This window comes from Imhoffiella purpurea (assembly GCF_000585215.1).
GTDB lineage: Bacteria > Pseudomonadota > Gammaproteobacteria > Chromatiales > Chromatiaceae > Imhoffiella > Imhoffiella purpurea.
On record NZ_AONC01000040.1, the window covers coordinates 169,917 to 192,456 of the forward strand.

The 22,540-nt window shown below is 64.3% G+C and carries 17 protein-coding genes; 10 read left to right on the top strand and 7 right to left on the bottom strand.

Annotation, left to right across the window (positions count from 1 at the left end):
• Window positions 1–56: 56 nt before the first annotated feature.
• The 4 genes from D779_RS13800 to D779_RS13815 form a co-directional block, all read right to left on the bottom strand.
• Entirely contained in the window at window positions 57–497 is a 441-nt protein-coding gene (locus D779_RS13800; protein WP_052348134.1) for a hypothetical protein, read from the bottom strand.
• An 83-nt stretch (window positions 498–580) separates the two neighbouring features.
• Complete coding sequence (locus D779_RS13805; protein WP_052348135.1) at window positions 581–1,279, bottom strand: hypothetical protein; 699 nt, start codon at window positions 1,277–1,279, stop codon at window positions 581–583.
• 424 nt (window positions 1,280–1,703) lie between these two features.
• Window positions 1,704–2,936, bottom strand: coding sequence for an FHA domain-containing protein (locus tag D779_RS13810; RefSeq protein ID WP_043754972.1), 1,233 nt, complete (start codon window positions 2,934–2,936; stop codon window positions 1,704–1,706).
• A gap of 97 nt (window positions 2,937–3,033) precedes the next feature.
• Window positions 3,034–4,149 (bottom strand): sensor domain-containing diguanylate cyclase, encoded by a 1,116-nt coding sequence (locus D779_RS13815; protein ID WP_232424189.1) that lies wholly within the window; start codon window positions 4,147–4,149, stop codon window positions 3,034–3,036.
• A 322-nt stretch (window positions 4,150–4,471) separates the two neighbouring features.
• Here D779_RS13815 and D779_RS13820 point away from each other — a divergent pair, with 322 nt between their 5' ends.
• From D779_RS13820 to D779_RS13855, 8 genes are all read left to right on the top strand, one after another.
• The gene (locus D779_RS13820) at window positions 4,472–6,526 is read left to right on the top strand and encodes a calcineurin-like phosphoesterase C-terminal domain-containing protein (RefSeq protein ID WP_157726407.1); all 2,055 of its coding nucleotides are present in this window, start codon (window positions 4,472–4,474) and stop codon (window positions 6,524–6,526) included.
• Window positions 6,527–6,616: 90 nt separating this feature from the next.
• Window positions 6,617–9,409 (top strand): AMP-binding protein, encoded by a 2,793-nt coding sequence (locus D779_RS13825; RefSeq protein WP_043754975.1) that lies wholly within the window; start codon window positions 6,617–6,619, stop codon window positions 9,407–9,409.
• Between the two features lie 189 nt (window positions 9,410–9,598).
• Entirely contained in the window at window positions 9,599–11,881 is a 2,283-nt protein-coding gene (locus D779_RS13830) for an ATP-binding cassette domain-containing protein (RefSeq protein ID WP_043754978.1), read from the top strand.
• 87 nt (window positions 11,882–11,968) lie between these two features.
• Complete coding sequence (locus D779_RS13835; protein ID WP_043755097.1) at window positions 11,969–13,864, top strand: serine/threonine protein kinase; 1,896 nt, start codon at window positions 11,969–11,971, stop codon at window positions 13,862–13,864.
• A 37-nt stretch (window positions 13,865–13,901) separates the two neighbouring features.
• Window positions 13,902–15,062 carry a vWA domain-containing protein gene (locus D779_RS13840; protein WP_043754981.1) on the top strand — a complete coding sequence of 387 codons (1,161 nt, stop codon included), beginning with the start codon at window positions 13,902–13,904 and terminating at the stop codon, window positions 15,060–15,062.
• 174 nt (window positions 15,063–15,236) lie between these two features.
• Window positions 15,237–15,857: a glycine zipper domain-containing protein gene (locus tag D779_RS13845; protein ID WP_232424190.1), complete on the top strand. Its 621-nt coding sequence runs from the start codon at window positions 15,237–15,239 to the stop codon at window positions 15,855–15,857.
• Window positions 15,858–15,901: 44 nt separating this feature from the next.
• Window positions 15,902–16,606: a M48 family metallopeptidase gene (locus D779_RS21765; protein WP_157726408.1), complete on the top strand. Its 705-nt coding sequence runs from the start codon at window positions 15,902–15,904 to the stop codon at window positions 16,604–16,606.
• A gap of 57 nt (window positions 16,607–16,663) precedes the next feature.
• Window positions 16,664–17,740, top strand: coding sequence for a radical SAM protein (locus D779_RS13855; protein WP_043754987.1), 1,077 nt, complete (start codon window positions 16,664–16,666; stop codon window positions 17,738–17,740).
• Window positions 17,741–17,941: 201 nt separating this feature from the next.
• Here D779_RS13855 and amrA read toward each other — a convergent pair whose 3' ends face one another.
• The 3 genes from amrA to D779_RS13870 all read right to left on the bottom strand — a co-directional run bounded on the left by amrA (window position 17,942) and on the right by D779_RS13870 (window position 19,704).
• A complete protein-coding gene (gene amrA, locus D779_RS13860) occupies window positions 17,942–18,550 on the bottom strand; it encodes an AmmeMemoRadiSam system protein A (protein ID WP_052348137.1) in 609 nt (202 codons plus the stop codon).
• Window positions 18,537–19,322: an AmmeMemoRadiSam system protein B gene (amrB, locus tag D779_RS13865; RefSeq protein ID WP_043754989.1), complete on the bottom strand. Its 786-nt coding sequence runs from the start codon at window positions 19,320–19,322 to the stop codon at window positions 18,537–18,539. Before amrB ends, amrA begins: the two co-directional genes overlap by 14 nt.
• Before the next feature lie 64 nt (window positions 19,323–19,386).
• Entirely contained in the window at window positions 19,387–19,704 is a 318-nt protein-coding gene (locus tag D779_RS13870; RefSeq protein WP_232424191.1) for a hypothetical protein, read from the bottom strand.
• Window positions 19,705–19,763: 59 nt separating this feature from the next.
• On the opposite strand from D779_RS13870, the gene D779_RS13875 reads away from it, so the two are divergent.
• The gene (locus D779_RS13875) at window positions 19,764–21,701 is read left to right on the top strand and encodes a transglycosylase SLT domain-containing protein (RefSeq protein ID WP_043754994.1); all 1,938 of its coding nucleotides are present in this window, start codon (window positions 19,764–19,766) and stop codon (window positions 21,699–21,701) included.
• Between the two features lie 140 nt (window positions 21,702–21,841).
• Entirely contained in the window at window positions 21,842–22,444 is a 603-nt protein-coding gene (locus tag D779_RS13880; RefSeq protein ID WP_157726409.1) for a hypothetical protein, read from the top strand.
• Window positions 22,445–22,540: the final 96 nt, after the last annotated feature.

The following is a 22,540-nucleotide window of genomic DNA, read 5'->3' on the forward strand; positions in this document are numbered from 1 at the left end:
CCGAGGTGCTCCGGCCGCTTTTCGGCCGGAGCAGGTATCGGCCCATTGCTAGCGGATTATCGCCATACCGCTCCGCCAAACTGCTGGGTCGCATCCTTTATCGTGACGCCAGACAGCAGGCAATGGTTGGCATCATCGCCTACTGGGGCCTGGATGACGCGACCACTTTTGACACCGCCGGAGACGATCACGCAGTAGGCGTTGAACCGCCCCGGGAGACCGACCAGGACCTGCTGGGTGGTTCCGCCTGGCTTGCAATTGATGGACGCATCCGTGAGACGACCGGCCTGATCGACCTCTTCTTTGGAGAAGTCGCAGGTCCGGCCGGTCGAGGTCCCGGAGGCGCCGGCGGGCCCCTGCAGGGTGATGCCGCGAATCATCGCACCTGTGGTGACCGGATTGGTGCCGACGGCGACCTGCTCGTTACCCTCGGATAGGGCGTCGAAGCTGACCGCGGCGGCAAGAAGCAGTGGCAGGTAAAGGCGGAGTCTGAGCATCTTGAATTCACCTGTTTGATTGGGTTGGAATCGGCAGTGGCTCTCTGTCGGCGGGCGAATGACTCGCCCGCCCGGTGCCCTCGTCACTGACCGGTCGTGTTGTCCCAGGTGTTGCTCTGGTTGAGTGTGTAGGTCTGCTTGTAGACATTCACGGGGAACACGACGTTCGCGGTCTGGGTGATCGTCGTGATGTCGAGGATCTCACCCACCCTCACGTTGTTCCCGGCGGCGATCCAATAGCTCGGAGTGGGCGTAAAGGTGTGGAGCAGGTTCGGCCCGGCGGAGGTGACGAAGGTGCCGGCACCGGACATGCTGATACCGACCGAGAAGGTGTTGTTCGGCACGTTGGAGGCATCTTTGATGACCAGCGAGCCCTGGGGATCGCCTTGCACCGGACTCGTCAGGTGCGGTCCGGGGCTGGTGGTGAACTGGGTCGTGTTGGCGCCGCTCGGGCTGGCTGGCTGCTGGCCCTGGCCATCGAAGGTGACGCCGGGGCGCACGATGCCGGTGGCACCCCAGACGAAGCCGTAATCCACGTCCCACTCGAAGCTGATTTGGTTGTTCGGAACGATCACGAACGGGCTGGCGAACCAGGCTAGGGAGAACACGTTGGCCGACGCCTCTTTCGGCATCTGCTGATAGACGAAGAAGGTCCAGGGGGACGCCGATTGGTTCTTGAGTGTCAGCGAATAGGGCTGCGACGCCGCGATCGCCGCCGAGGCGAGCATCATGGATTCGTGGACTCGGTCGTGGTGCGGTCTGGCATAGCTGATGTTGATCATTGGGCTTACCTGTTCGAGTGCCTTGTCGTTGACCTGATAGGAAATCCAACTCCAATCCACCCGGAGGGAGTCAAGGGCGGGTTTCGAGACCGGACATTGGATAGCGGAGTCGAGCAGAGCCGGGTTCGCCATTCGGCTGTTCCCGATCGGGAAATTCTCGACGATGCCCGTGCCGCTATTGGCCGATCACCCGGATTGCATCCTCGGGATGGACGGTTTTGAGGGTAAGCGACCTGTATCTCCGCTCAAATCCTGCTGCTGCGATACACCCTTGTCCCCGAAACGGGGGACATCGAGCGAGGCGACATCTTTCTTGACAACGACCGCAATTCTCGGGCTGCTCGCGGAACACGGGGGAAATCGCCGCGCGGTCGCCTGTGGGTTGGCGGACGCTCTACCGCAAATTCAAGCGTTGTCGGCTGGGTCAGCCTCGGGTGCCCTGCGGATTCAAAAATCGCATCCGGTGCTCGTCGAGGGCGATGAGATCGCCGTCCTGGAGCAGTCGGACCTTGATGCGCACCCGGTTGACATAGACGCCATTGGTGCTTTCGAGATCCTCGACCGAGATGCCCTGGCGGCTGGTGGTGAGTCTGGCGTGGTGGCGGCTGATGCGCAGATCGCGGATGCAGATGTCGTTGTCGGTCGCACGGCCGATGGTGACCGACTCCTTGTCGAGCGGAAACGGGGTGTTGTCGCGGAATTCGAGGACGAGGCGGGGTTGGTTGTCGGCCGTCGCCGGCTTGGATGCATCCTTGTCCGTCTGGCCGTCGCTGGAGGGCTCCCACTGGAGGGCGTTGAAGGTGGTCTGGACCAGGTCGGGCGTGATGCGCCGGATCCGTCCCATGCTGGCGTTGAAGAGCACGAAGTCGCAGAGGGTGTTGATGAGCCGCATGCTGCCGCCGGTCAGCTGATGGATGCGGAGCATGGCCCGCTCCGAGAGCGGATTCTCCTGGGTGAGCCCGGCCGCGTTCAGCTGATGCTGTATATAGCCCGCCGTGTCGCCCGAATTCAGCTTGGTCAGATAGGTCTGGTAGAGGATCATCTCCTTCAGTTGCCGGCTGCCGTGCATGACCAGCGTATGCTCGAAGGCGTCCTGGCCGATGAGGATGATGAAGAGCGCCGGCCGGTTGTCGTCCTCGGCTCGCAGCAGATGGGGGAGCATGTCCAGCACGCCCGGCTTGAGGTTCTGAGCCTCGTCGATCACCAGGATGACGCGCTTCTTCTGTCTCTCCCGTTTCCTCAGGAAGGTATCGAAGCGCTCCAGGGACTGTTTGGGCGTGAGATTCTCGGAGGGAATATCGAAGGCATGCAGCAGGATCTGCAGGAACTCGTCCTCCGCCAGTAGGGTGCGGTTGATCTTGGCGACCCGGTCTCTGTCCTTGCGCCGGTCGGCGACATGGTTGGCGAGCGTTGTCTTACCCGAGCCCGGTGCCCCGTTCATCACGATGATGCCGCCCTCGCGGCCATTCAGGACGGAATCGAGACGCGACTGGGCGGCGGACAGCTGGCCGTTGAGGAAGAGATCGGCGATGCCGGATGTATTGCGGAAAGGCGGCGTGGCAAGTCCGAAGAAGTCCAGATAGTTGAGCTTGCCGATGGTGGCGATGCGCGCCTGGGTCGATAGCTCGGTCTGAGAGGACGAGGTTGCGGATGCCATCTTTCTCGGATGTGCCTCGGAATCGAATCGGGTGGGGATTGTAACAGCAAGGTGAATAGCAGAGAGACCCGCTGCGTTATGATGCGATGCGCCCATCCTATGGTGGGGGTGCTGCTCGGGTTCGAGTGGATTCCGTCGTTTCGGCCGAGGTTTGCGCCAAAAAGACCTCGATGCGATTCCTGCCTCCGCGCTTGGCCCGGTAGAGTGCCGAGTCGGCGTTGCCGATCAGCTCCAGGCTCGAGCACGCGCATTCGGGATAACTCGCCAACCCCACCGAGAGTGTGGCCTGGAGCTGGGTGTCCTGGTAGGGGACCCGAACCTCGGCGAACTCCAGTCGCAGCGCCTCGGCGCGGGATAGGCAGTTATGCCCGGGTGCGTGCGGCAGCAGGACCAGGAACTCCTCGCCGCCGTACCGGCAGACGATATCCCCCTCGCGGAATCGTTGCTGCAGCAGCTTGGCCAGCGATTTCAGGAGGGCATCGCCAGCGGGGTGCCCCCAGGTGTCGTTGATGCGCTTGAAATGATCCACATCGACCATGGCCGCCGTGATGGAATAGCCTTCGTGCTGGGCGCGGGCCAGCTCGCGCGGCAGGGTTTCGTCGAGATAGCGTCGGTTGTGGAGTCCGGTCAGCGGGTCGCGGATGGCCTGCTCCGCGAGTTCTTCCTGAAGCAGGCGGATCTGGGCCAGATTCTTCTGAAGCTGCTGGTTCGCCCTTTGGAGCGCGCGCTCCATGTTGCGGCGTTCGCTGATGTCGCGCTTGATGGCGACGAAATATTCCACCCTCGCGGAATCGTCCAGCACGGGTGCGATGGTCATCTCCTCCTCGCAGAGCGAGCCGTCCTTGCGCCGGTTGAACAGCTCGCCGCGCCAGACGCGTCCATCGAGCACGGTTTTCCACAGGTCGGCGTAGAAATCTGCTGGATGGCGGCCGCTCTTGAAGATTCGGGTGTGCTTGCCCTTGACCTCCTCGAGGCTGTATCCGGTTTGTGTGGAGAAGGCCGGATTGGCGTAGAGGACGTGGCCATGAGGGTCGGTGATGACGATAGCGTCGCCCGCGGCCTCGACTGCGGCGATGCGCGCGCGCAGTTCGGCCTCGAGGCTCTTGCGCTGGCTGATCTCGCGCATGCCTCTCCAGGGCAGGACGAAGAAGACGAGGATGAGGGCCAGACCGATCGTCAGGGCGGCCAGAAGGGCGGTTGTGGTGGAGGGCAATCCGGTCGCCGTGTCCAGGGCGAGGGCCGTTAACGAGACGATCGTGGCCAGCAAGAATCCGGTACCGATCCGGTTACGGAGTCTAGGGAGCGTGCCGCTTGACGTCTTCACATCTTGCACCTCGGCGAGTTCTATCTCGCTCGAAAACGCCATCGATAATGCCAGAGCCGACCGGTGGATGCGACCGGGAATCCGACGTCCGGAGGATCGTCTCAATCGCGCAACAGGATGGCGATGGAATTGCAATATTGGGATGAAATCCTAGCGGCCAAAGCATCGGCGGCATGGGGGCGCCGACAAGAGCCACTGTGGGGACCTGTGAGTGAGACGAAAATGGATGGTCTTGGCCGCGGCTCTGGCCGCCGGGAGCGGATTGGTCTGGAGCTCGATCCCGGCATGGACGGATCTCGGGACGGTCCGTTCGCGGGGGCTCTCTCAGAGCGACGGCAGGCGTGCAACCGGGATCGTCTTCGAGGATCTGGACGGCGACGGATTCAGGGGCGCCGGCGAACCTGGGATCGGCGGCGTCATGGTCTCCAACGGACGCGAGGTGGTGCTGACGGACGCGAGCGGCCGCTATCTCATACCCGAGTCCGCCTATCGCGGCGACATGGACATCTTCGTCTCGACGCCGGACTGCTATCGTGCCCCGCTCGGGGCCGACGGGATTCCCCGCTTCGCCTATGTCCACAAGTCCGCCGGCTCGTCCAAGAGCTTGAGGTTCGGGGGGTTGGCGCCCACCGGCGATCTGCCCGACTCCATCGATTTCCCGCTGATCGGGACCCGGTGCATGCAGACATTCAGCGTCCTGGTATCCGGAGACACCCAGGCCTATTCGAATCTCGAGGTCGGCTATGTGCGCGATACCCTGGCGAAGGAGCTGGCCGAGCGCGACGATGTCGAGCTGCTGCTGATCGAAGGGGATATCGTCGGGGACGATCTGGGGCTCATGCCGCGTCTGCTCGACACCCTGAGTCTGGCGGGTGTTCCGCTTTATCTGGTGCAGGGCAATCACGATCTGGACCTGGACGCAGACAGCGATGCCGACGCCTCCGATACCTTTCGCCGTCTCTGGGGTCCGCGCTACTACTCCTTCACGATCGGCAAGGTGCACTTCGTGGTGCTCGACAACGTCGAGTATCCCTGCTCGCCGACCGATCCGTCCGGGCGGCCGGATGCGCGCTGGGACCATTGCGCCGAGGGCAAGGACTACGACGGACGTCTCTCCGAGATCCAGCTCGAATGGCTGGAGAGGGATCTGGAGCATGTCCCCGAGGATCATCTGATCGTCCTCAACACCCATATCCCCATCGTCTCCTTCCTGGACCAGGCGTCCATCAAGCACTCCGAGGATCGGGTCGAGCGGCTGTACGAGATCCTGGGCTATCGCTGGATCGGCGACGCCTGGACCCAGGGCCGGCCGGCGCTGGCGCTGAGCGGTCACACCCACACCATCGACCGTTTCGAGCCGGGCGACTACTACGCTGGCTGGGCCGATGCCTCGCATCCCTTTCCGATCCCCTTTCCGCAGATCGTCGTGGGCGCGACCGCCGGCTCCTGGTGGTCGGGCGATTTCGACTCGGATCGGATCCCGGAGTCCCTCCAGCGCATGGGTGCGCCGCGCGGCTATTTCATCTTCCGGTTCGAGGGCAATGGCTTCACCGAGACCTTCAAGGCGACCGGCAAGCCGATCGATCGGCAGATGAGCCTGTCGCTCGACTCTCCGGCCTTCCGCGACTGGTTCGAGCGCATCCGCGACTGGTCGCTGGAGGACGAGGTGAATCGGGATCCGGTTCCGCCGGGCAGCGACAATACGCTGGGGGATTCGCATCTGCTGACGCCGGCCGATCTGGCCTCCACCGACCTGGTCGTGAATCTCTGGAACGGTTCGCGCGGCTCTCGGGTCTGGGCGTGGATCGACGATCGGGATCCGGTCCGGGCCTTGCGAACTCAGGCGGGAGACGGGGAGGGGATGCTCGAATCGCCCGATCCCCATGCCTTGAGACGTCAGCTGAGCGTGCTGAGATATGCGCTGCAGAGCGGGGATCAGATCCGCAACCGGATCTGGAATGGCGATCTGGGCAACCGCGCGAATGGCTTCGAGTTGCTCGGCGGCGTCCGGCGCCAGGCGGAGAGCCAGCGTCCGCTCGCGCGCTGGCAATGGGCACTGCATTCGAGCCATCTCTGGACCCTGCCGCTTCCGGAGAATCTGGAGGAGGGTAGCCATCGGATTCTGATCCAGGCGAGCGACGTGCATGGCCGGGTCTTCGAGGAGTCGATGCTGGTCGAGGTCCGCACGCCGCAGGATTCGACCGACCCGTTCGTCAACGATCCCACCGACGAACCCTACGCGCGCCGTTTCCAGCCGGTGCCTTGAGCGGATCGCGAGCGGTCTTCGGCATCGGGACCGCGGACGCGGCTGTGCTAGACTCGGCTCGTCCCGCGTCCTCATCCATCGACATCCACTATGACCGTCCCCAACCCCGCTCAGGAAGGTGCCGATCGGCTGCTCGAGCTGCTCAGGGCCTTCGCCCGCGAATCCAGGCTGCCAGAGCCCCCGGAGGGCATCGGGCTGGACACCCGTCTGGAATCGGATCTTGGCCTCGACAGCCTCAGCCGCTCCGAGCTGATCGCGCGGGTGGAGCGGGGGCTCGGGGTGCGGCTCTCGGACCAGGCGCTGACGGCCGCGACCCCGGCCGATCTGCTGCGAATGGCCGAGATCGGGGCGACCCAGGGCGACACGCGGACGGCGGCGGCGCCCATCGCCGCCGACGCGGGCGATCTCCAGGCCCCGGCCGAGGCCCGTACACTGCTGGAGACGCTGGACTGGTATCGGCGCCGCGCCGGCGAGCGCACGCACATCCTCTATTACGATGGCGATGACGGGCCCCATCCGATCCGCTATGCCGACCTGGCGCTCGGGGCCTCGCGGGTGGCGGGACGGCTGACCCGGGCTGGGATCGCGCGGGGCGCGAGGGTGGCGGTGATGCTGCCCACCGGGCCGGACTATTTCTTCAGCTTCTTCGGCATCCTCGCCGCCGGCGGCGTGCCCGTGCCCATCTATCCGCCGGCCAGGCCGCAGCAGATCGAAGACCATCTGCGCCGGCACGCCCGTATCCTGGACAACGCCGGGACCAGCTTCATGATCACGGTCCCCGAGGCGCGCACCATCGCCAAGGTGATGCAGGTCCAGGTCGGCGCGCTGCGCGAGGTGCTGACCCTCGAAGGGATCGGGACCGAAACCCCGCTCGACGACTGGGCCGTGCCTGACGCGGACGACATCGCCTTCCTCCAGTACACCTCGGGCAGCACCGGCGATCCCAAGGGCGTGACCCTGTCGCACGCCGATCTGCTGGCCAACATCCGGGCGATGGGCGAGGCGGTCGCGATCCGTCCGGACGACGTCTTCGTCAGCTGGCTGCCGCTCTATCACGACATGGGTCTGATCGGGGCCTGGCTCGGAAGCCTCTATTTCGGGGTGCCCCTCGTCTCCATGTCCCCGCTGGCCTTCCTGGCCCGGCCCGGCCGCTGGCTGCAGGCCATCCACCGCCATCGCGGGACCCTCTCGGCCGCGCCCAACTTCGCCTACGAACTGTGCCTGACCCGGATCTCGGACGCGCAGCTCGAGGGGCTGGATCTCAGCTGTTGGCGCCGCGCCTTCAACGGCGCCGAGCCGGTCAGCGCCGAGACGCTGCGCCGCTTCACCGAGCGCTTCGCCGCCTGCGGTCTGCGCGAGAATGCCTTGGCGCCGGTCTACGGGCTGGCGGAGGCGGCCGTCGGTTTGGCCTTCCCGCCGGTCGAGCGTGGACCGCGCGTCGATTGCATCGATCGGGTCCGGTTCGCCGGCTCGGGCTACGCGCTGCCGGTCGGCTGCGAGGATCCGGACGTCATGGAGGTGGTCGCCTGCGGCCGTCCGCTGCCCGGATACCGGGTCCGCGTGGTGGACGGCGAGGGCCGCGAGCTGCCCGAGCGCCACGAGGGACTGCTCCAGTTCCAGGGACCCTCGGCGACGCGCGGCTACTACCGCAATCCCCAGGCGACCGCACGGCTGATCCGCGACGGCTGGCACGAGACCGGCGATCGCGCCTATCTGGCCGGCGGCGACATCCATCTGTCCGGGCGGGTCAAGGACCTCATCATCCGGGGCGGTCGCAACATCTATCCCTACGAGGTCGAGCAGGCGCTCGGCGAGCTGCCCGGCATCCGCAACGGCTGCGTGGTGGCCTTCGCCGCGGCCGATCCCAGGCAGGGCAGCGAGCGGCTGGTCATCGTCGCCGAGACCAAGGAGCACGACCCGGGCCGCCGAGCGGCGCTGCAGCAGCGCGCCCGCGAACTGGCGACGGACGTCCTGGGTCTGCCGCCCGACGAGATCGTCCTGGCGCCGCCCCGCGCCGTGCTCAAGACCTCCAGCGGCAAGCTGCGTCGGGTCGATACGCGCGAGCGCTATCTCGCCGGCAAGCTGTTCGAAGGGCCTCCACGTCCCGTCTGGCAGCTGGTTCGGGTCGGCCTATCCGGCCTGCGTCAGCGCCTCGCGCGTCTGGCGCGGGACCTGCCCGGAAGGCTCTATGCCTATTACGCCTGGGCGCTCTTCTATCTGCTCGCGCCCGGTTTCTGGATCGCCGGCATCCTGGCTCCGACCCTGAAGCTGCGCTGGTCGCTCGCCCGATCCGGGCTGCGGCTGCTGGCCGGCATGACCGGGATGCAGCTTCATGTCTCGGGCCGCGAGCACCTGGAAGGGCTCGAGCATCCCTTCGTCCTGGTCGCCAACCACCAGAGCTATCTGGATGCGGCGGTGCTCGTTCTGGCGCTCGATCGCCCGGTGTCCTTCGTCGCCAAGCGCGAGCTGACCGCCAACCCGATAGTGGGCCGATACCTGGCTCGCATGGGGACGCTCTTCGTCGATCGCTTCGATCCGCAGCGCGGCAGCTCGGAGTCAGCACAGCTGAGCGCGGCGCTCGAGCGGGGCGCGGGCCTGGTTCTCTTTCCCGAGGGTACCTTCCGCGAGCAGCCGGGTCTGCTGCCGTTTCGCATGGGGGCCTTCGCCGTCGCCGCCCAGGCACGCGTGCCGCTGATTCCGGTGGCCATCCATGGTACCCGCGCACGCATGCCGGGCGACAGCTTTCGTCCCAGCCCCGGAAAGGTCGATTTGTTCATTGGTGCGCCGCTCATTCCCCAGGGGGGCGACTGGCAGACGGCCGTCGACCTGCGCGAGTCGGCGAGGGCGTTCATCGCGAGGCAGGCGGGCCTCAAAGGGGGTTAGATCCGCTGCCGGTTCCCGCGCGAACGGGGTTCTCATGGATCCGCTCACGGACTCGGAATATTCCGTACGTGGATGTTCATGCTTGCCTGCCACTTGCCTGCCTGTTAGCCTCTCGTCCCGTAGGGGAATTGACACTTCGTTTACGAGCGCTCAGCGCGTACGAGCCTGAAACGTTGCAGGAGGCCGTCAATGCCGCAGGTCGAGTTCAGGACCTCCCGACGTTCGCTCGCGAGGATTGACCTGATACCTGATGTCGCTTATTCCATCGGAAGCGATGCGGGCAATCTGGTTTCGATTACGGGTTCCGGGATCCGATCGCTGCATGCCCACCTGTCGTTTCAAGGTGGCGCGGCCCTTTTGTCACCCATCCGGGACGCACCTCTCTTCGTCAATGGGTCGGCGATCTCCACGGATACGGCCTTATCGGACGGGGACTGGATCGCCTTCGGCGAAACCCTCATTCAGGTCCGGCTCCCTGCAGTCGACTCGGGCTCCGATGGCGATTCACAGGCAGCGGCCACGCTTGGCTCGAATCAGCCCGGAAGCATCGTGGTCGGTCGCCTGCCCGCTTGTGGCCTGCCCATTATTTCTCCATTGGTCTCGCGCGAGCACGCGCGGCTGACTCTCAGGCCGGACGGCGTTTTCGTGGAAGACCTGCGAAGCGTCAATGGCACCTGGGTCAATGGCGCGCGGATACGAGCCTCGACCCGGCTTGCGCCGGGCGACCGGGTCGCATTCGCGAGTTTCGTCTTCGTCTTCACCGGTTCCGCATTGGAGCCGGTGGATGCAGGCAACCGTATTCGAGTGGTCGCGGCCGGTCTGACCAAAACCGTGACCGACCGCAGGACGGGTCAGCCTCGCCATCTGCTCGACGGTATCGGCCTGGTGATCGAGCCCGGCGAGTTCGTCGTCATCTTCGGCACCAGCGGATCGGGCAAGTCCACCCTGCTCGATGCCTTGAACGGCCGTCGCCCGATGTCCTCCGGGCAGGTGCTGTACAACGATGTCGATCTCTATCGCTTCTTCGCCTTGTTCCGGTCGGGTATCGGCTATGTGCCCCAGCAGGACATCGTTCATCGCAAGATCAGCGTCCGCCGCGCGCTGCGCTACACGGCACGCCTGAGGCTGCCCCCGGATACCTCCCGTCGCGAGATCGATGCCATCATCGCTCGGGTGCTGGAGCGCGTGGGGCTCACCGAGAAGGCGGATCTCGCGGTGGATACGCCGGAACCCTTGAGCGGCGGTCAGCTGAAGCGGGTCAGTCTGGCGGTGGAACTGGTCGCCAATCCGCAGATCCTGTTCCTCGACGAGGCCACCAGTGGTCTGGATGCGGGCACGGACAAGCGGATGATGCGGCTGTTCGCCGATCTCGCCCAGGATGGCAAGACCGTCGCCTGCGTGACGCACAGCCTGGAGAACATCGATACCTGCCATCTCGTCGCCCTGCTGCATCGGGGGCAGCTGGTCTATTACGGACCGCCCGACGAAGCCGCGGCGCATTTCGGCGTGGGACGTCTTTCGGACGTCTACGAGGCCCTCGAAGGAGCCGGGGGGCAGGACTGGCGGTCGCGCTTCGAGGGTTCGCCGCAGCACCAGCGCTATGTCGAGCAGCGTCTCGAAAGCGTTCCTGCGAAGCAGGCGCCCCATCATGCCGCTGGAGCCACGGGCGCTTCGTGGCGCCCCTGGAGGCTGCTCGATCTTCGTCAGATGCTGACTTTGACGCATCGCTACCTGGATCTGCTGCTCTCCGATCGCATCAACCTCCTGGTTCTGCTCCTGCAGGCACCCCTCATCGCCCTGGTGGTCGGCTCGGTATTCCATACCGATGGCGATTTGGTCACGCGCGCTAGCGCGGAGGGCCAGATCGCCTTCGTGCTGGTCCTGTCTGCGATCTGGTTCGGCTGCATCAATTCCGCGCGCGAGATCGTCAAGGAACTGCCGGTGTATCTGCGCGAGCGTTCGGTGACCGTCACGCTCCCTGCCTACCTATTGAGCAAGGTGCTGCCGCTATCCGTCCTCTGCCTGATCCAGGTGGCGAGCTTTCTGGCGATCGTCACCTATATGCTCGATCTGAACGGGTCCTTCCTCGATCGGCTGTTGACGCTGTTTCTATCCGGATTCGCCGCCACGGCGATGGGGTTGGCGGTCAGTTCCTTCGTCGACTCGAACGACAAGGCGATCGCGGCCCTGCCGCTCTTGCTGATCCCTCAGTTCATTCTCTCCAATTCGGTCGTCGCCCTGTCCGGAGCGACCGAGGACCTGGCCAGGGTCGTCGTGATCGCCTATTGGGGCATCGATGCCATGCGCTCGACACTGGATCCGGAGCTCCTGGCGGCTACAGGCCCCACTGGTGAGTTGCTGATTCCGGTCGTCGGCGAGTGGCCCAGGATCCTCTGGTATCTCCTTGCCCAGGCAGGGGGGTTCTTCGCCCTGACCCTGGTCGGTCTCAAGATCAAGGATCGTCGGGTGTAGCATGATTCCGGAACCTTTCATCTCCATCGGGGCCGGAGGCCGGAATTGCTCGGCTCCTCGTCTGGGCACTCGGCGAGAAATGCCGTCATGAGCGACTCTGTCGAGACCAGGCGGTGCCCCAAGTGCGGGGCGACGAATCTCGCCTCAGAGCTGGCCCAGAGGGAATACCGCTGCGGGGACTGCGGCCTCGAACTCGCCCATCTGGATACCCTGTCCACCGGCGCGGTGCGCGGAGTGCTCGGGTGGCTATTGGACATCGGCACCCTGGTCAACGACCGCTACCGTGTCTCGGCCGTGCTGGGTAAGGGGGGCTTCGGCGTCACCTATCTGGTCGACGATCTGCGTCTGCATGGAAAACGCCGGGCGCTGAAGGAGGTCCCCGAGCTCTATTTCGACGAATACGAGACACGTCTGCTCGGCCGTCTGACGCATCCAGCCATTCCCGACATCACCGACCGCTTCAGCGCCGATGGCATGGTCTATCAGGTGCTGGAGTTCGGCGGGGATCGCACGCTGCGGACCGAGCAGGAGCGGCGCGGCGGACGCATCCCCTTGTTCGTGTTCCTGCCTTGGGTGCAGCAGCTCTGCGAGGCCCTGCAATATCTCCATGCCCAGGATCCGCCCGTGGTGCATCGGGATCTCAAACCGGAAAACGTGCTGCTGGACGAGCATGAGCGGGTGATGCTGATCGACTTCGGCATCGCCAAGGAGGCGGCGGCCGATACCGTGACTCGAACCATCGGACGCGCCGTGACCCAGGGGTTCAGTCCCCCGGAGCAGGTGCTCGGCACCGGCACCGATGCCCGATCGGACGTCTATGCCTTGGGAGCCATCCTCTATTTCTGTCTCACGGGTCAGATGCCGCCCGCCGCTCACGAGCGTGTCACGGGCCGAGTCATGGAGCCGCTCTCGAGCTTCCTGCCCGATATTCCGCCGCTCGTCGACTCGGCGGTCATGCAGGCACTCGAACTCAATATCAATCTTCGCCAGCAGTCCATTCCCGAGCTGGCCTCGGTATTCGAGCTGATTCAATCCGGATCGGGCAGCGCGCGGACCGTTCTGGCCCCGGCTGGCACAGAGCCCTCGGTCGATACGGCCGGCTATGCGTTGCCGAGCGTGCAGTTGCCTTCGGTTCGTACCGGAGCTGCTCCCACCGCGAGTATCCGGGTCGGTCAACCTCCAGAGGTCGAGTCCGGACCTCGCCGAAGTAGTGCCGTTATTTTGGCGTCCATGCTGTTCCTGGGAGGGGCGGCAGCTGGTGGCTATTGGCTCTGGATGGGGCAGGGCGGTTCATCTGATCCGGAGGTCTCCAGCGCGTCAGAGACAGATTCGATCGAAGAGCGTTCGACATCGAAACCGGACGGCGTTTCTGAACGACCCGATAGTGCAGGCGTATCGACGGCGGGAGGGCAGGAGTCGCCATCTCCGGCAGCAGCTGTCAAGACGACTGCAGACGCGACGGAGGCCGACCCGGCGACTGCGGACGCTGCTGTCGTGACACCTCGGGCGGCATCGCCTGTGCCATCGGTTTTCTCCGACGAGCAGCCCGACGCGGCTCGGAGTTCGGCCGAAGCAGCCAAGCCCAAGCCCAAGCAGAATCTGATGGAGCTTTTCGAAACGCTGCGCAGCGCCTCGGCACCTTCAACTGAGGCGCCTGTGGGTGCCTCCGCTCCGTCGCCCGCTGCAATTTCGGTCGTTGCGCCGGCTGCGCTTGCGCCCATGACGGGTTCGGGCACGACTCCGAAGGTGACCACAGCGCCAAGTGTCACGATCGAGCCCAAGGTGACCACTACGCCAAAAAGCACTGCAAAAGTGACCACCACACCCAAGACCACGCCCAAACCGACGACCAAGCCCAAGGTGAGAACGAAGCCAAAGCCCAAGGCGGTCGCAAGATCCACGCCGAAGCCTCGCCCAAAAAGCAAGCCCGCTAGCGGAAGCGATTGGGGCTTCCAGTACAAGGGCGCCAGGAAAACCGATTGAGGGTCGACGACCCTGGATTCACATAGGAGTCATAGCAATGAAGAGCCGTTTGTCGCGATTCGATGGGATGTCCGGAGTGCGGGTATTGACCATGTTGGCGGCTGTCGCCTTCATCTTTCTCAGCGCTTCGGTCTGCGCTCAGGGGTATGGCTTCGCGGCCCCGGGCAACTACGGAGTGAAGATCTACAAGACCGACTACACGCTCTATCCGTTCGTGCAGGTATATCTGCGTACCTTCGATTCCCAGATGCAGCCCTTGGTCAATCTCAATGAAATGAATATCGGCCTGATGGTCAAGGGGCGGCCCTATGACCCGATGAAGCGGCAGTACGGAATTCAATCGATTCGCAAGCGCGAGGAGGCTACGCGCTCAGTGATCGTGGTGGATGCGAGTAAGTCCATGGCGGGTAAGCCATTCGATGATTCGCGGAGGGCAGCGGTACGTTTCATCGAGAGCAAGAGACCCCAGGACGAAGTCGCCATATTGGCTATCCGCGATACCAAGAATGGTTTCGATCTGGTTTCGGAATTCGAGCGCGATGGCGCTGCCCTCGTGCGACGTTTGGCCGACATCAAGGTCGATGGGATGAAGACGAGGCTGTACGATACCATCGGTGCAGCGATGCAGATGTGTGCCATGAGTGCTCAGGGATCGGTGCGCACCGGAAATTACATCGTGTCGTGCTCGATATTGGTGATGTCGGATGGAAAGGATGAAGGGAGTTCGATTAATCGCGATGAACTGATGACTCGCATCTCCAATCTCGAGATCCCTATTCCCATTTATTCCCTGGCTTATTCCAAGGTGGATCAGAGCTATTTCAGGAACCTCGAGGCACTCTCGAAGAATTCCTTCGGGATCTATTATGTGATTGGGGAGACTACCGAACAGATGCAGAGAATCGTCGAGCAGGTGCAAAATATCCTGCAGAGCGACTATGTTATTACCTTCCGCTCCTACATCAAAGTGGATGGCGAGCGCCATAATCTGAAGATCGGTGTCGAGTTTCCGACCGGTAGTGGTAAATATGTCAGTGACGACACCTATTTCGAAGCCATTCAGCCGCCGCCGATTCCTCCTGTCCAGAGTGCTCTAAAGGCATTGAATGCTAAGATCCCCCTGGCCAAGAGTGGGAATCCTTATTATGATGATTCTGACTCGGTCATGTCGATCCCCTCTGGTGCTCCCGCCGAATGATTTGACATCTGCACTGAAAAGATGATGTGGATGAGCGTTCGCCCTCTCGGTCGGTTCGTCTTTACGATCGGTAGGGCGGACCCCATGACTGGATGAGGTGCGATGATGATTTCTTGCGAATAATGGATCGAGGAACCCTGTTGTCGAATTGTCAGGAGCAATGAGATGAGTGGGATGCAGAAGAGAGTCGGATTGGCCGTCGCCCTCGTTGCGGTGACGGTGATTTCATCGGGCTGCAGCTCGACGGGAAGCGTGCAGGATCAAGCGATAGGAACCACGATCGGCGCCGCCCTCGGCTGCGGGGTGGGGGCCTTGATTACGAGAGATGCCAGAGGCTGTGCCGCCGGTGCCGCGGTGGGCGCCGTGGTGGGCTTTGGGAGCGTCGTCATCTCACAATACAACGCCCGCCAGGTCCGTTCGGCCTCCAAGGATGCCAGGGTCTACGGCCTGAGTACCGCGCCGTCCAGCCCCCAGGTCAAGATACGGAAAGGGAAATCCTCGCCACGGACCGTCAGGCACGGTGATCCGGTGAACATCAGCACGGACTATTCCCTGGCCTTGCCGAAGGGGGTGAGCAAGGCGCGGGTCACCGAAAGCTGGGTTCTGAAAAAAGACGGAAAGAATGTCGCGAAGCTGCCGTCTAAATCCGCCTCGAGGGCAGCCGGAGGCTGGGTGGCCGATGCCGAGATCAGCATTCCTTCCGATGTGCCGACAGGCACGTATCTGATCGAGCACCGTGTCCAAGTGGGCAGCAGCTACGATGTCGACGAGTCGACCTTCGTCGTTCGGAGCTGAATCGTGCCCATTCCCTTCACTCGGGTGACGGCCGGGGATTGACCGTGAGTCTGTCCCTGGCTGGTTTATGGCTACTTGGCGGGCTTTTGGGCGGTGGCGACGAGACCCGAGATTGCAGCGCATCCGCGCAAGCAGGCGCAAGCACCATGCAGCGTATCGCCGAATCATGGCCGCTTCGATTTGCAGGCGATCCGGTCAGGCGTTATGTTCTGCGCTTGGGGCAGAGGATCGTGGCGCAGGTGGATCCGCATCATGTCGATGACTGGCGTTTCTTCGTCGTCCGTAATCTGGAGCCTACGGCCTTTGCCGTTGGTGGCAACCGGTTCGTCGTTAGCGACGGACTCATTGCATTCGTAAGGAACGAGAGCGATCTCGCTGCCGTTCTGGCGCATGAGATCGCCCATCAGCGTCTGGGACATTTCTGCGATCATGCCCCGACCGATGCCGAGCGTATCCGTTACGGTTCGATCGTTCAGCACTTCGATCTCGATACGGAGCGCGCGGCAGATGCGGATGCCCTGCATCTGCTCAAGGCTGCGGGTTACGATCCCGGCTCCATGTTCGAAGTCCTTCGATGCCTGTCGGAGCGGCCTGGAGCGCCGGTATCGCAGCTGCAGGCGCGGATGCGAGTTCTCCAGTCTTCGTCTGTCAGGGATCAGCCGAGGGCACATGTTCGGGTTGGGGGGCTGGAGGAGATCCGCGCGCATATCCTTGAAGAGTCGGGAAGCTCTCTGCAGCGCTGTCAATAATCTGGACAACGATTTTGCTGTTTCCAAGTCCTTGTGATTCAGACAGAGGGCGCCACGATGCAAGAGGCACGCTTTTTCGATCGGCTCGACAAGAATCGGGTGCATTGCGGGCTCTGTCCGCATGACTGCGTCATTCCCGAGGGCGGCCGCGGGGTCTGCGCCGTTCGCTACAACAGCGGCGGCAAGCTCTACAGCCTGGTGACCGATCGCGTCATCACGCGCAACCTGGACCCGATCGAGAAGAAGCCGCTCTTTCATTTCCATCCCGGCTCCAGCGCCTATTCCATCTCGGCGGTGGGCTGCAATCTGCTCTGCAACTTCTGTCAGAACTGGGAGATCTCGCAGTGGCCGCGCGAGCATCTGCCGAGCCACGTGCCAGGCGCGGGCGACGACGTCATCTGTCCGCGGATCGATCTGCTCGGCGATTGCATTCCAGGCGAGCGGGTCACGCCCGATCAGATCGTCCAGGCGGCCCTCGACTCGGGTGCCAGTACCATCGCCTATACCTATACCGAGCCGACCATCTTCTACGAGCTGGCCTGCGCGACCGCCCGCAAGGCCGGCGAGGCGGGTCTCGCTAACGCCTTCATCACCAACGGATACATCTCCGAGGCGCCTCAGTGCGAGGTCGGTCCGCTGCTGGATGCGGCGAACGTGGATCTCAAGTTCTTCAGCGACGAGAGTTATCGGAATCTGAGTCGGGTCAGACTGGCACCCGTGCTGGACGCGATCGGCCGCTATCACGAAATGGGCATCTGGCTGGAGATCACGACCCTGGTGATTCCAGGCGTCAACGACTCGGACGCCGAGCTCGGGCAGATCGCCGGTTTCATCCGCTCGCTCTCGCCCGACATCCCCTGGCATGTCTCGCGCTTCCGCGCCGCCTACAACTATCGCGGCGCGCAGCCGACGCCTGTCGCCACCCTCGAGCGGGCGGTCGAGATCGGCAAGGAGGCCGGATTGCGCTATGTCTACACGGGCAATCTGCCGGGCGACGGGGGCGAGCACACCTATTGCCACCAGTGCGGCGCGCGTCTGATCCAGCGTTACGGATTCCAGGTGCTGTCCAATCGGATCCGGGGAGGCTGCTGTCCGGATTGCGGTTCGCGGGTCGCCGGCGTCGGGATGGAATAGTTTCGGGGCGATTCCGGTGAGGGCTCTCGGTTCGAGAATGGCGTCGGACCTTGTTCGAGCAGGCGGGTGAAGTCATCGGCCGGGATGTAAAACCCAGTCCGATAATTCAACCTTATCGAGCATAATTTGGCTCTTATCGTCCATGCAAGCTCCGCCCGACCAACGATGGCGCTGGCTGAGTGTCGCGCATCCAGGCCGATCTCAAACAGAGGTCGAACCGAAGGACTCCGTGGTGTAACGCAGAATCTCGATGTCGGCCGACCAATAGCCGAAGGGAAGACCGGCCTTGCGCTTGAGGTGCTCCAGGAATTCGGTCGGATCCGGGATCTGCTCCCACACCGATGGCAGAAAGGTCCCGCGATGGCGGCCGGCCCTGAGGATGAGTCCGTCGCGCCCCGGGCGAATCCGGTTCAACAGCTCCGTCTCGGACTGGAAATCGATGGGTTCGGCGGGACTCAGGACCGAGATCTGGATCGCCAGCCGACCGAATTCCTGCTTGCGAAGACGCGGGAATCGCGGATCCTCGAAGGCCGCGGCGAATGCATTCTGCGCCACGTCCACGACCAGAGGCCGGCGCGGCTCCAGCACGCCGATGCAGCCGCGCAGATCCCGCGCAATGTGCAGGGTGACGAAGGTGGCGCGCGGCTCGCGCAGCGGTTCAGGATAGTCGTCCGGCTCCACCGTCAAGGGTGAGCCATGCTCCAATCCATGGGCGATGGAGCGGGACGCCGTCTCGATCAGCGAGGCACGTTGCGGATCCTCATAGGTCTGCTCGGCGTTCCGGCCGATCCGAGGCTCAGTGGAGTGCATAGGCGCCGTATCCCACGACCTGATCCCGCGTGCCGGCCGTATCGCCCGAGTTGCGCAGATCGAGCCGCTGGACCTTCAGGCCCAGACGCCGGGCGAGCACCAGCAGACCGCGCAGCGGATAGCGTCCGCAGGCATGGTCCGGGCCGATGTCATCGGGCGACAGCGACTCGATCGCCGCCGAGGTGAGTCGGTCGATCTGATTGGCCGAGTCGTAATCGAGATAGTGGCTGAGATCCGAGCTGACGACGATCAGCGTTTCCGGACCGCCCCAAAGTCGTTCCAGCAGCTTGGCGACCGCCTCGGCGCTCGTTTCCCCGACCACGAACGGGGCCAGCTTGAAGTCGTCCAGGACCCGCTGCAGGAAGGGCAGCTGTACCTCGAGACTGTGTTCGAGCGCGTGAGCGGCCTCCATGGGACGCACCTGCGCGAGCCGGAGAGCCCGCTCGACGGCCTCCCGGTCGATTTGGACCAGGCCGAGCGGGGTGGCGAATGCCGTCGCCAGGCTCGTGGCGATGCCATGCAGCGGGACGCGGTGGCTCGGCCCCAGCAGGACCACGCGCGACAGGATTCGGCTGACGGGGGCGAGGGTCGCGTAGGCGCTGGCCGCGACGGGGCCGGAGTAGAGGTATCCGGCGTGGGGAACGATCAATGCCTTGGGCGGTGGGGCATGGACCTCGGCGCTGGAGAGATAGGCGTCCAGCATCCCCTCCAGCTCTGCGACGTCTCCTGGATAGAAGCGGTCGGCCACTGCGGGTTGGCGGATCTGGGACATGGGAGCCGGACCTCCTGTTGAGCGTTTCCTCTCAGGATAGACCCGATCGACGGATCGGATCCGGTCATCCCTCTCTGGGCTTGGGGCCGTCCGAGAATTTCTCCAGCAGCTCGGCACAGCCGTCCGCGTCCTGGACCCACTCGATACCCGTTTCGCTCGGAACGGCGGCGGCCTTGGTCCGGATCGTGGCGATCGATTGCATGATGATGGCGTTCAGCGTCTCGGGGTCGGCCAGGCCCTTCTCCCTGGCGGTGTCGGCCGCGAGGCAGACGCCGGCCTGGGCGCCCATCACCAGGCCTCCGGCCGCCCCCATGCCGGCGCCGAAACCGATCGCGAGCACGCCGCCGACGGCCGCGCCGATCAAAAGGAAAATCAGTGCCATAATGGTCGCTCTCATGGCCGTCTCTCACCTCCGTTGCCGTGATTCATTCAATTCGCTACATGCTACCCCTTGTCTTGGCCGGCGTCTCGATTCTCGTCGCCGGTGCCGTGCTCGCCGATCCGCGTCAGGATTTCCTGGCCGCCGAGTCGGCCCTGAAGCGTGGCGACCGCGGCGAATTCGCCCGACTGTCGGAGACGTTGAAGGAATATCCGCTCTATCCCTATCTGCGCTTCGCCGAGCTGACGCGGGATCTGGGCCAGGCGCCGGATGCCGACGTCGAGTCCTTTCTGAACGACTATCCGGACACCCAACTGGAGCAGCGGCTGCGTCTGGCCTATCTGGCCCGACTGGCCGAGGCGGGACGCTGGCGGGATTACGCCCGCATCTATCGTCCGGGCGACTCCATGGCCCGTCGCTGTCTCTATCTGCGCGCCCTGATCGAGACCGGCCGCCTGGCCGAGACCCGCGGCGATCTGGATCGCGTCTGGGGATTCGCCGGGTCCCGGCCGTCCGAGTGCGATCCGCTCTTCGCCGCCTGGCGCGATGCCGGCTGGCTGACGACCGATCGAATCCGTCACCGGCTGAACCTGACGATGGAGGCCGGCAACACCGGCCTGGTGCGCTATCTGTCGCGCATGCTGCCGGAGACCGATCGGGACTGGCCGCGACAGTGGCTGGAACTGGACGCCAACCCGGAGCGGCTGCTGGACGCGGACTGGACGCCAGCGGCGGATGGACATGGGGTTTCGGTCCTGGCACATGGCATCGTCCGGCTGAACGCGGTCTCGACAGGCAAGGCGATGCGTGCGATCGAGCGCTGGCGGGGCAAGCTCGATACGGATCCGGCCCGGGCACGGGCGGCCTATGTCGCCGTCGGGCGCGCGCTTGCCGAGCGCGGCGATCGTCTGGGGCTGCTCTACTGGGACCGTCTGGTCGAGACGCCATCCAATCAGGCCGGACAGGCGCTCAGGTTGAGGTCCGCCGTCGCGCTCGGCGCCTGGGACTGGGTCGCGAAATGGGTCTCGCGCATGCCCGAGAGTCAGGCCAAGCGCGATCGCTGGCTCTATTGGAAGGCGAGGGCGGACGAGAGGCTCGGCCTGACCGAGATGGCGCGCGAGGGCTATCGCGAGGCGGCCCGCGAGCGCAGTCTCTGGGGATTCCTGGCCGCGGACCGGATCGGGGCGTCCTACAATCTGGCGCATCGCCCGACGCCGGCCGAGCCCGAGCGTATCCGCCGCATCGTGCTGAGTTTCACCTATCGGCGTCTCGTCGAGCTCCATCGGCTCGGGCGCGAGACCGATCTGCGCCGCGAGTGGCGCGTCTTCACCCGGGGCATGGAGCCCGCGGATCTGATGGCGGCGGCCTTCGTCGCCGATGTCCGGGGCTGGCACGATCAGGCCATCTTCACGCTCGCCCGCACCGGCTATTGGGACGACCTGGAGCTGCGTTTTCCGCTGCGCTACCGCGAGCGGATCCTGGACGAGTCCTGGCAGATCGGCATCCAGCCGGACTGGGTCTTCGCCATCCTGCGTCAGGAGAGCGTCTTCGCGCGCACCGTGGCCTCGCCGGTGGGGGCCGTCGGACTCATGCAGCTGATGCCCGAAACGGCCCGCGAGGTCGCCGCCAGCCTGGATCTCGAGGCCCCATCGCGCTGGGATCTCGTCGATCCAGCGCTCAACATCGTCCTGGGGAGCAGCTATCTGGCCTCGATGCGCGACCGGTTCGGCCATCCGGCCCTGGCGACCGCTGCCTACAACGCCGGGCCCCATCGCGTCATGCGCTGGCTGCCGAGGCATTGTACCGACGCGGACGTCTGGATCCTGGGGATCCCCTTCGCCGAGACGCGCGGCTATGTCGAGCGGGTCCTGACCTATAGGGTCATCTATGCCGCGCGTCTGGGGGCGGAGGGGCTGCGTGCCAGCGATCTTTTGCCTCCGGTTCCGGACGAGTCGCTATGGCGGGATCAAACCGGGGGCAGACAGGCTTCCAGTCGCTGACGGACGATCGATTCGATCCGCCGGACGAGTGGGTCTGGTAGACTGCGCCACCGTCCATGCCCGGATGCGCGGCCAATTCGTATCCTCACTGCGAACGAGTGTCCGAGTGTCCCCGAATCCGCGTTTTGGTGACCTCTGTCATGATAGCCCTTCGTTCGACCCCATCCCTACTGGCCCATCTCATGCTGGCACTGCTGATAGGCTTGGGCGCGGCCGGCCGGGTACAGGCGGAAGAGACGCCGGCCCAGGCGATGGCCAGAGCGATCGCGCGCATGATGGAAAGCATGGGCTTCAACGAGATAGGGACGCCTGGCGCCGCGAATCCTGGTCATGGGGTGCCGCCGGGTTGGCCATCCGTCTTCGGCCCCTGGTCGGGGGCCATGAATCCCTCACCCTCCACGTCCGAGATGTCGAGGATGGCGGACAAGGTCTATCAGGGCGTCATGTCCTCAGGAGAACAGCTCGCGGCCGGCTGGACCCCAGGTCTCGTCGAGGGGGTGTGGGAGGACAATCAGGGTGGTCTTCTGATCGTGCAGGGGACGCTCTATCGGCTCTATTCCGCCTGCAACGGCCATATCGACGGCGAGATCCGCGTCCTCGGCGATCGGATCGAGCTCAGCAACCGGCAGCAGAATTTCACGCAGACCTTCGAATACGCCCTCGATCAGGGACGTCTCGCCCTGCGCGATCCAAGCGGCCAGATCTATCTCTACCGGCGGCTCCTACTCGACCGGGAAAAGTGAATTTCAGCCGCCAGCCGCCAGCCGCCAGCCGCCAGCCGCCAGCCGCCAGCCGCCAGCCGCCAGCCGCCAGCCGCCAGCCGCCAGCCGCCAGCCGCC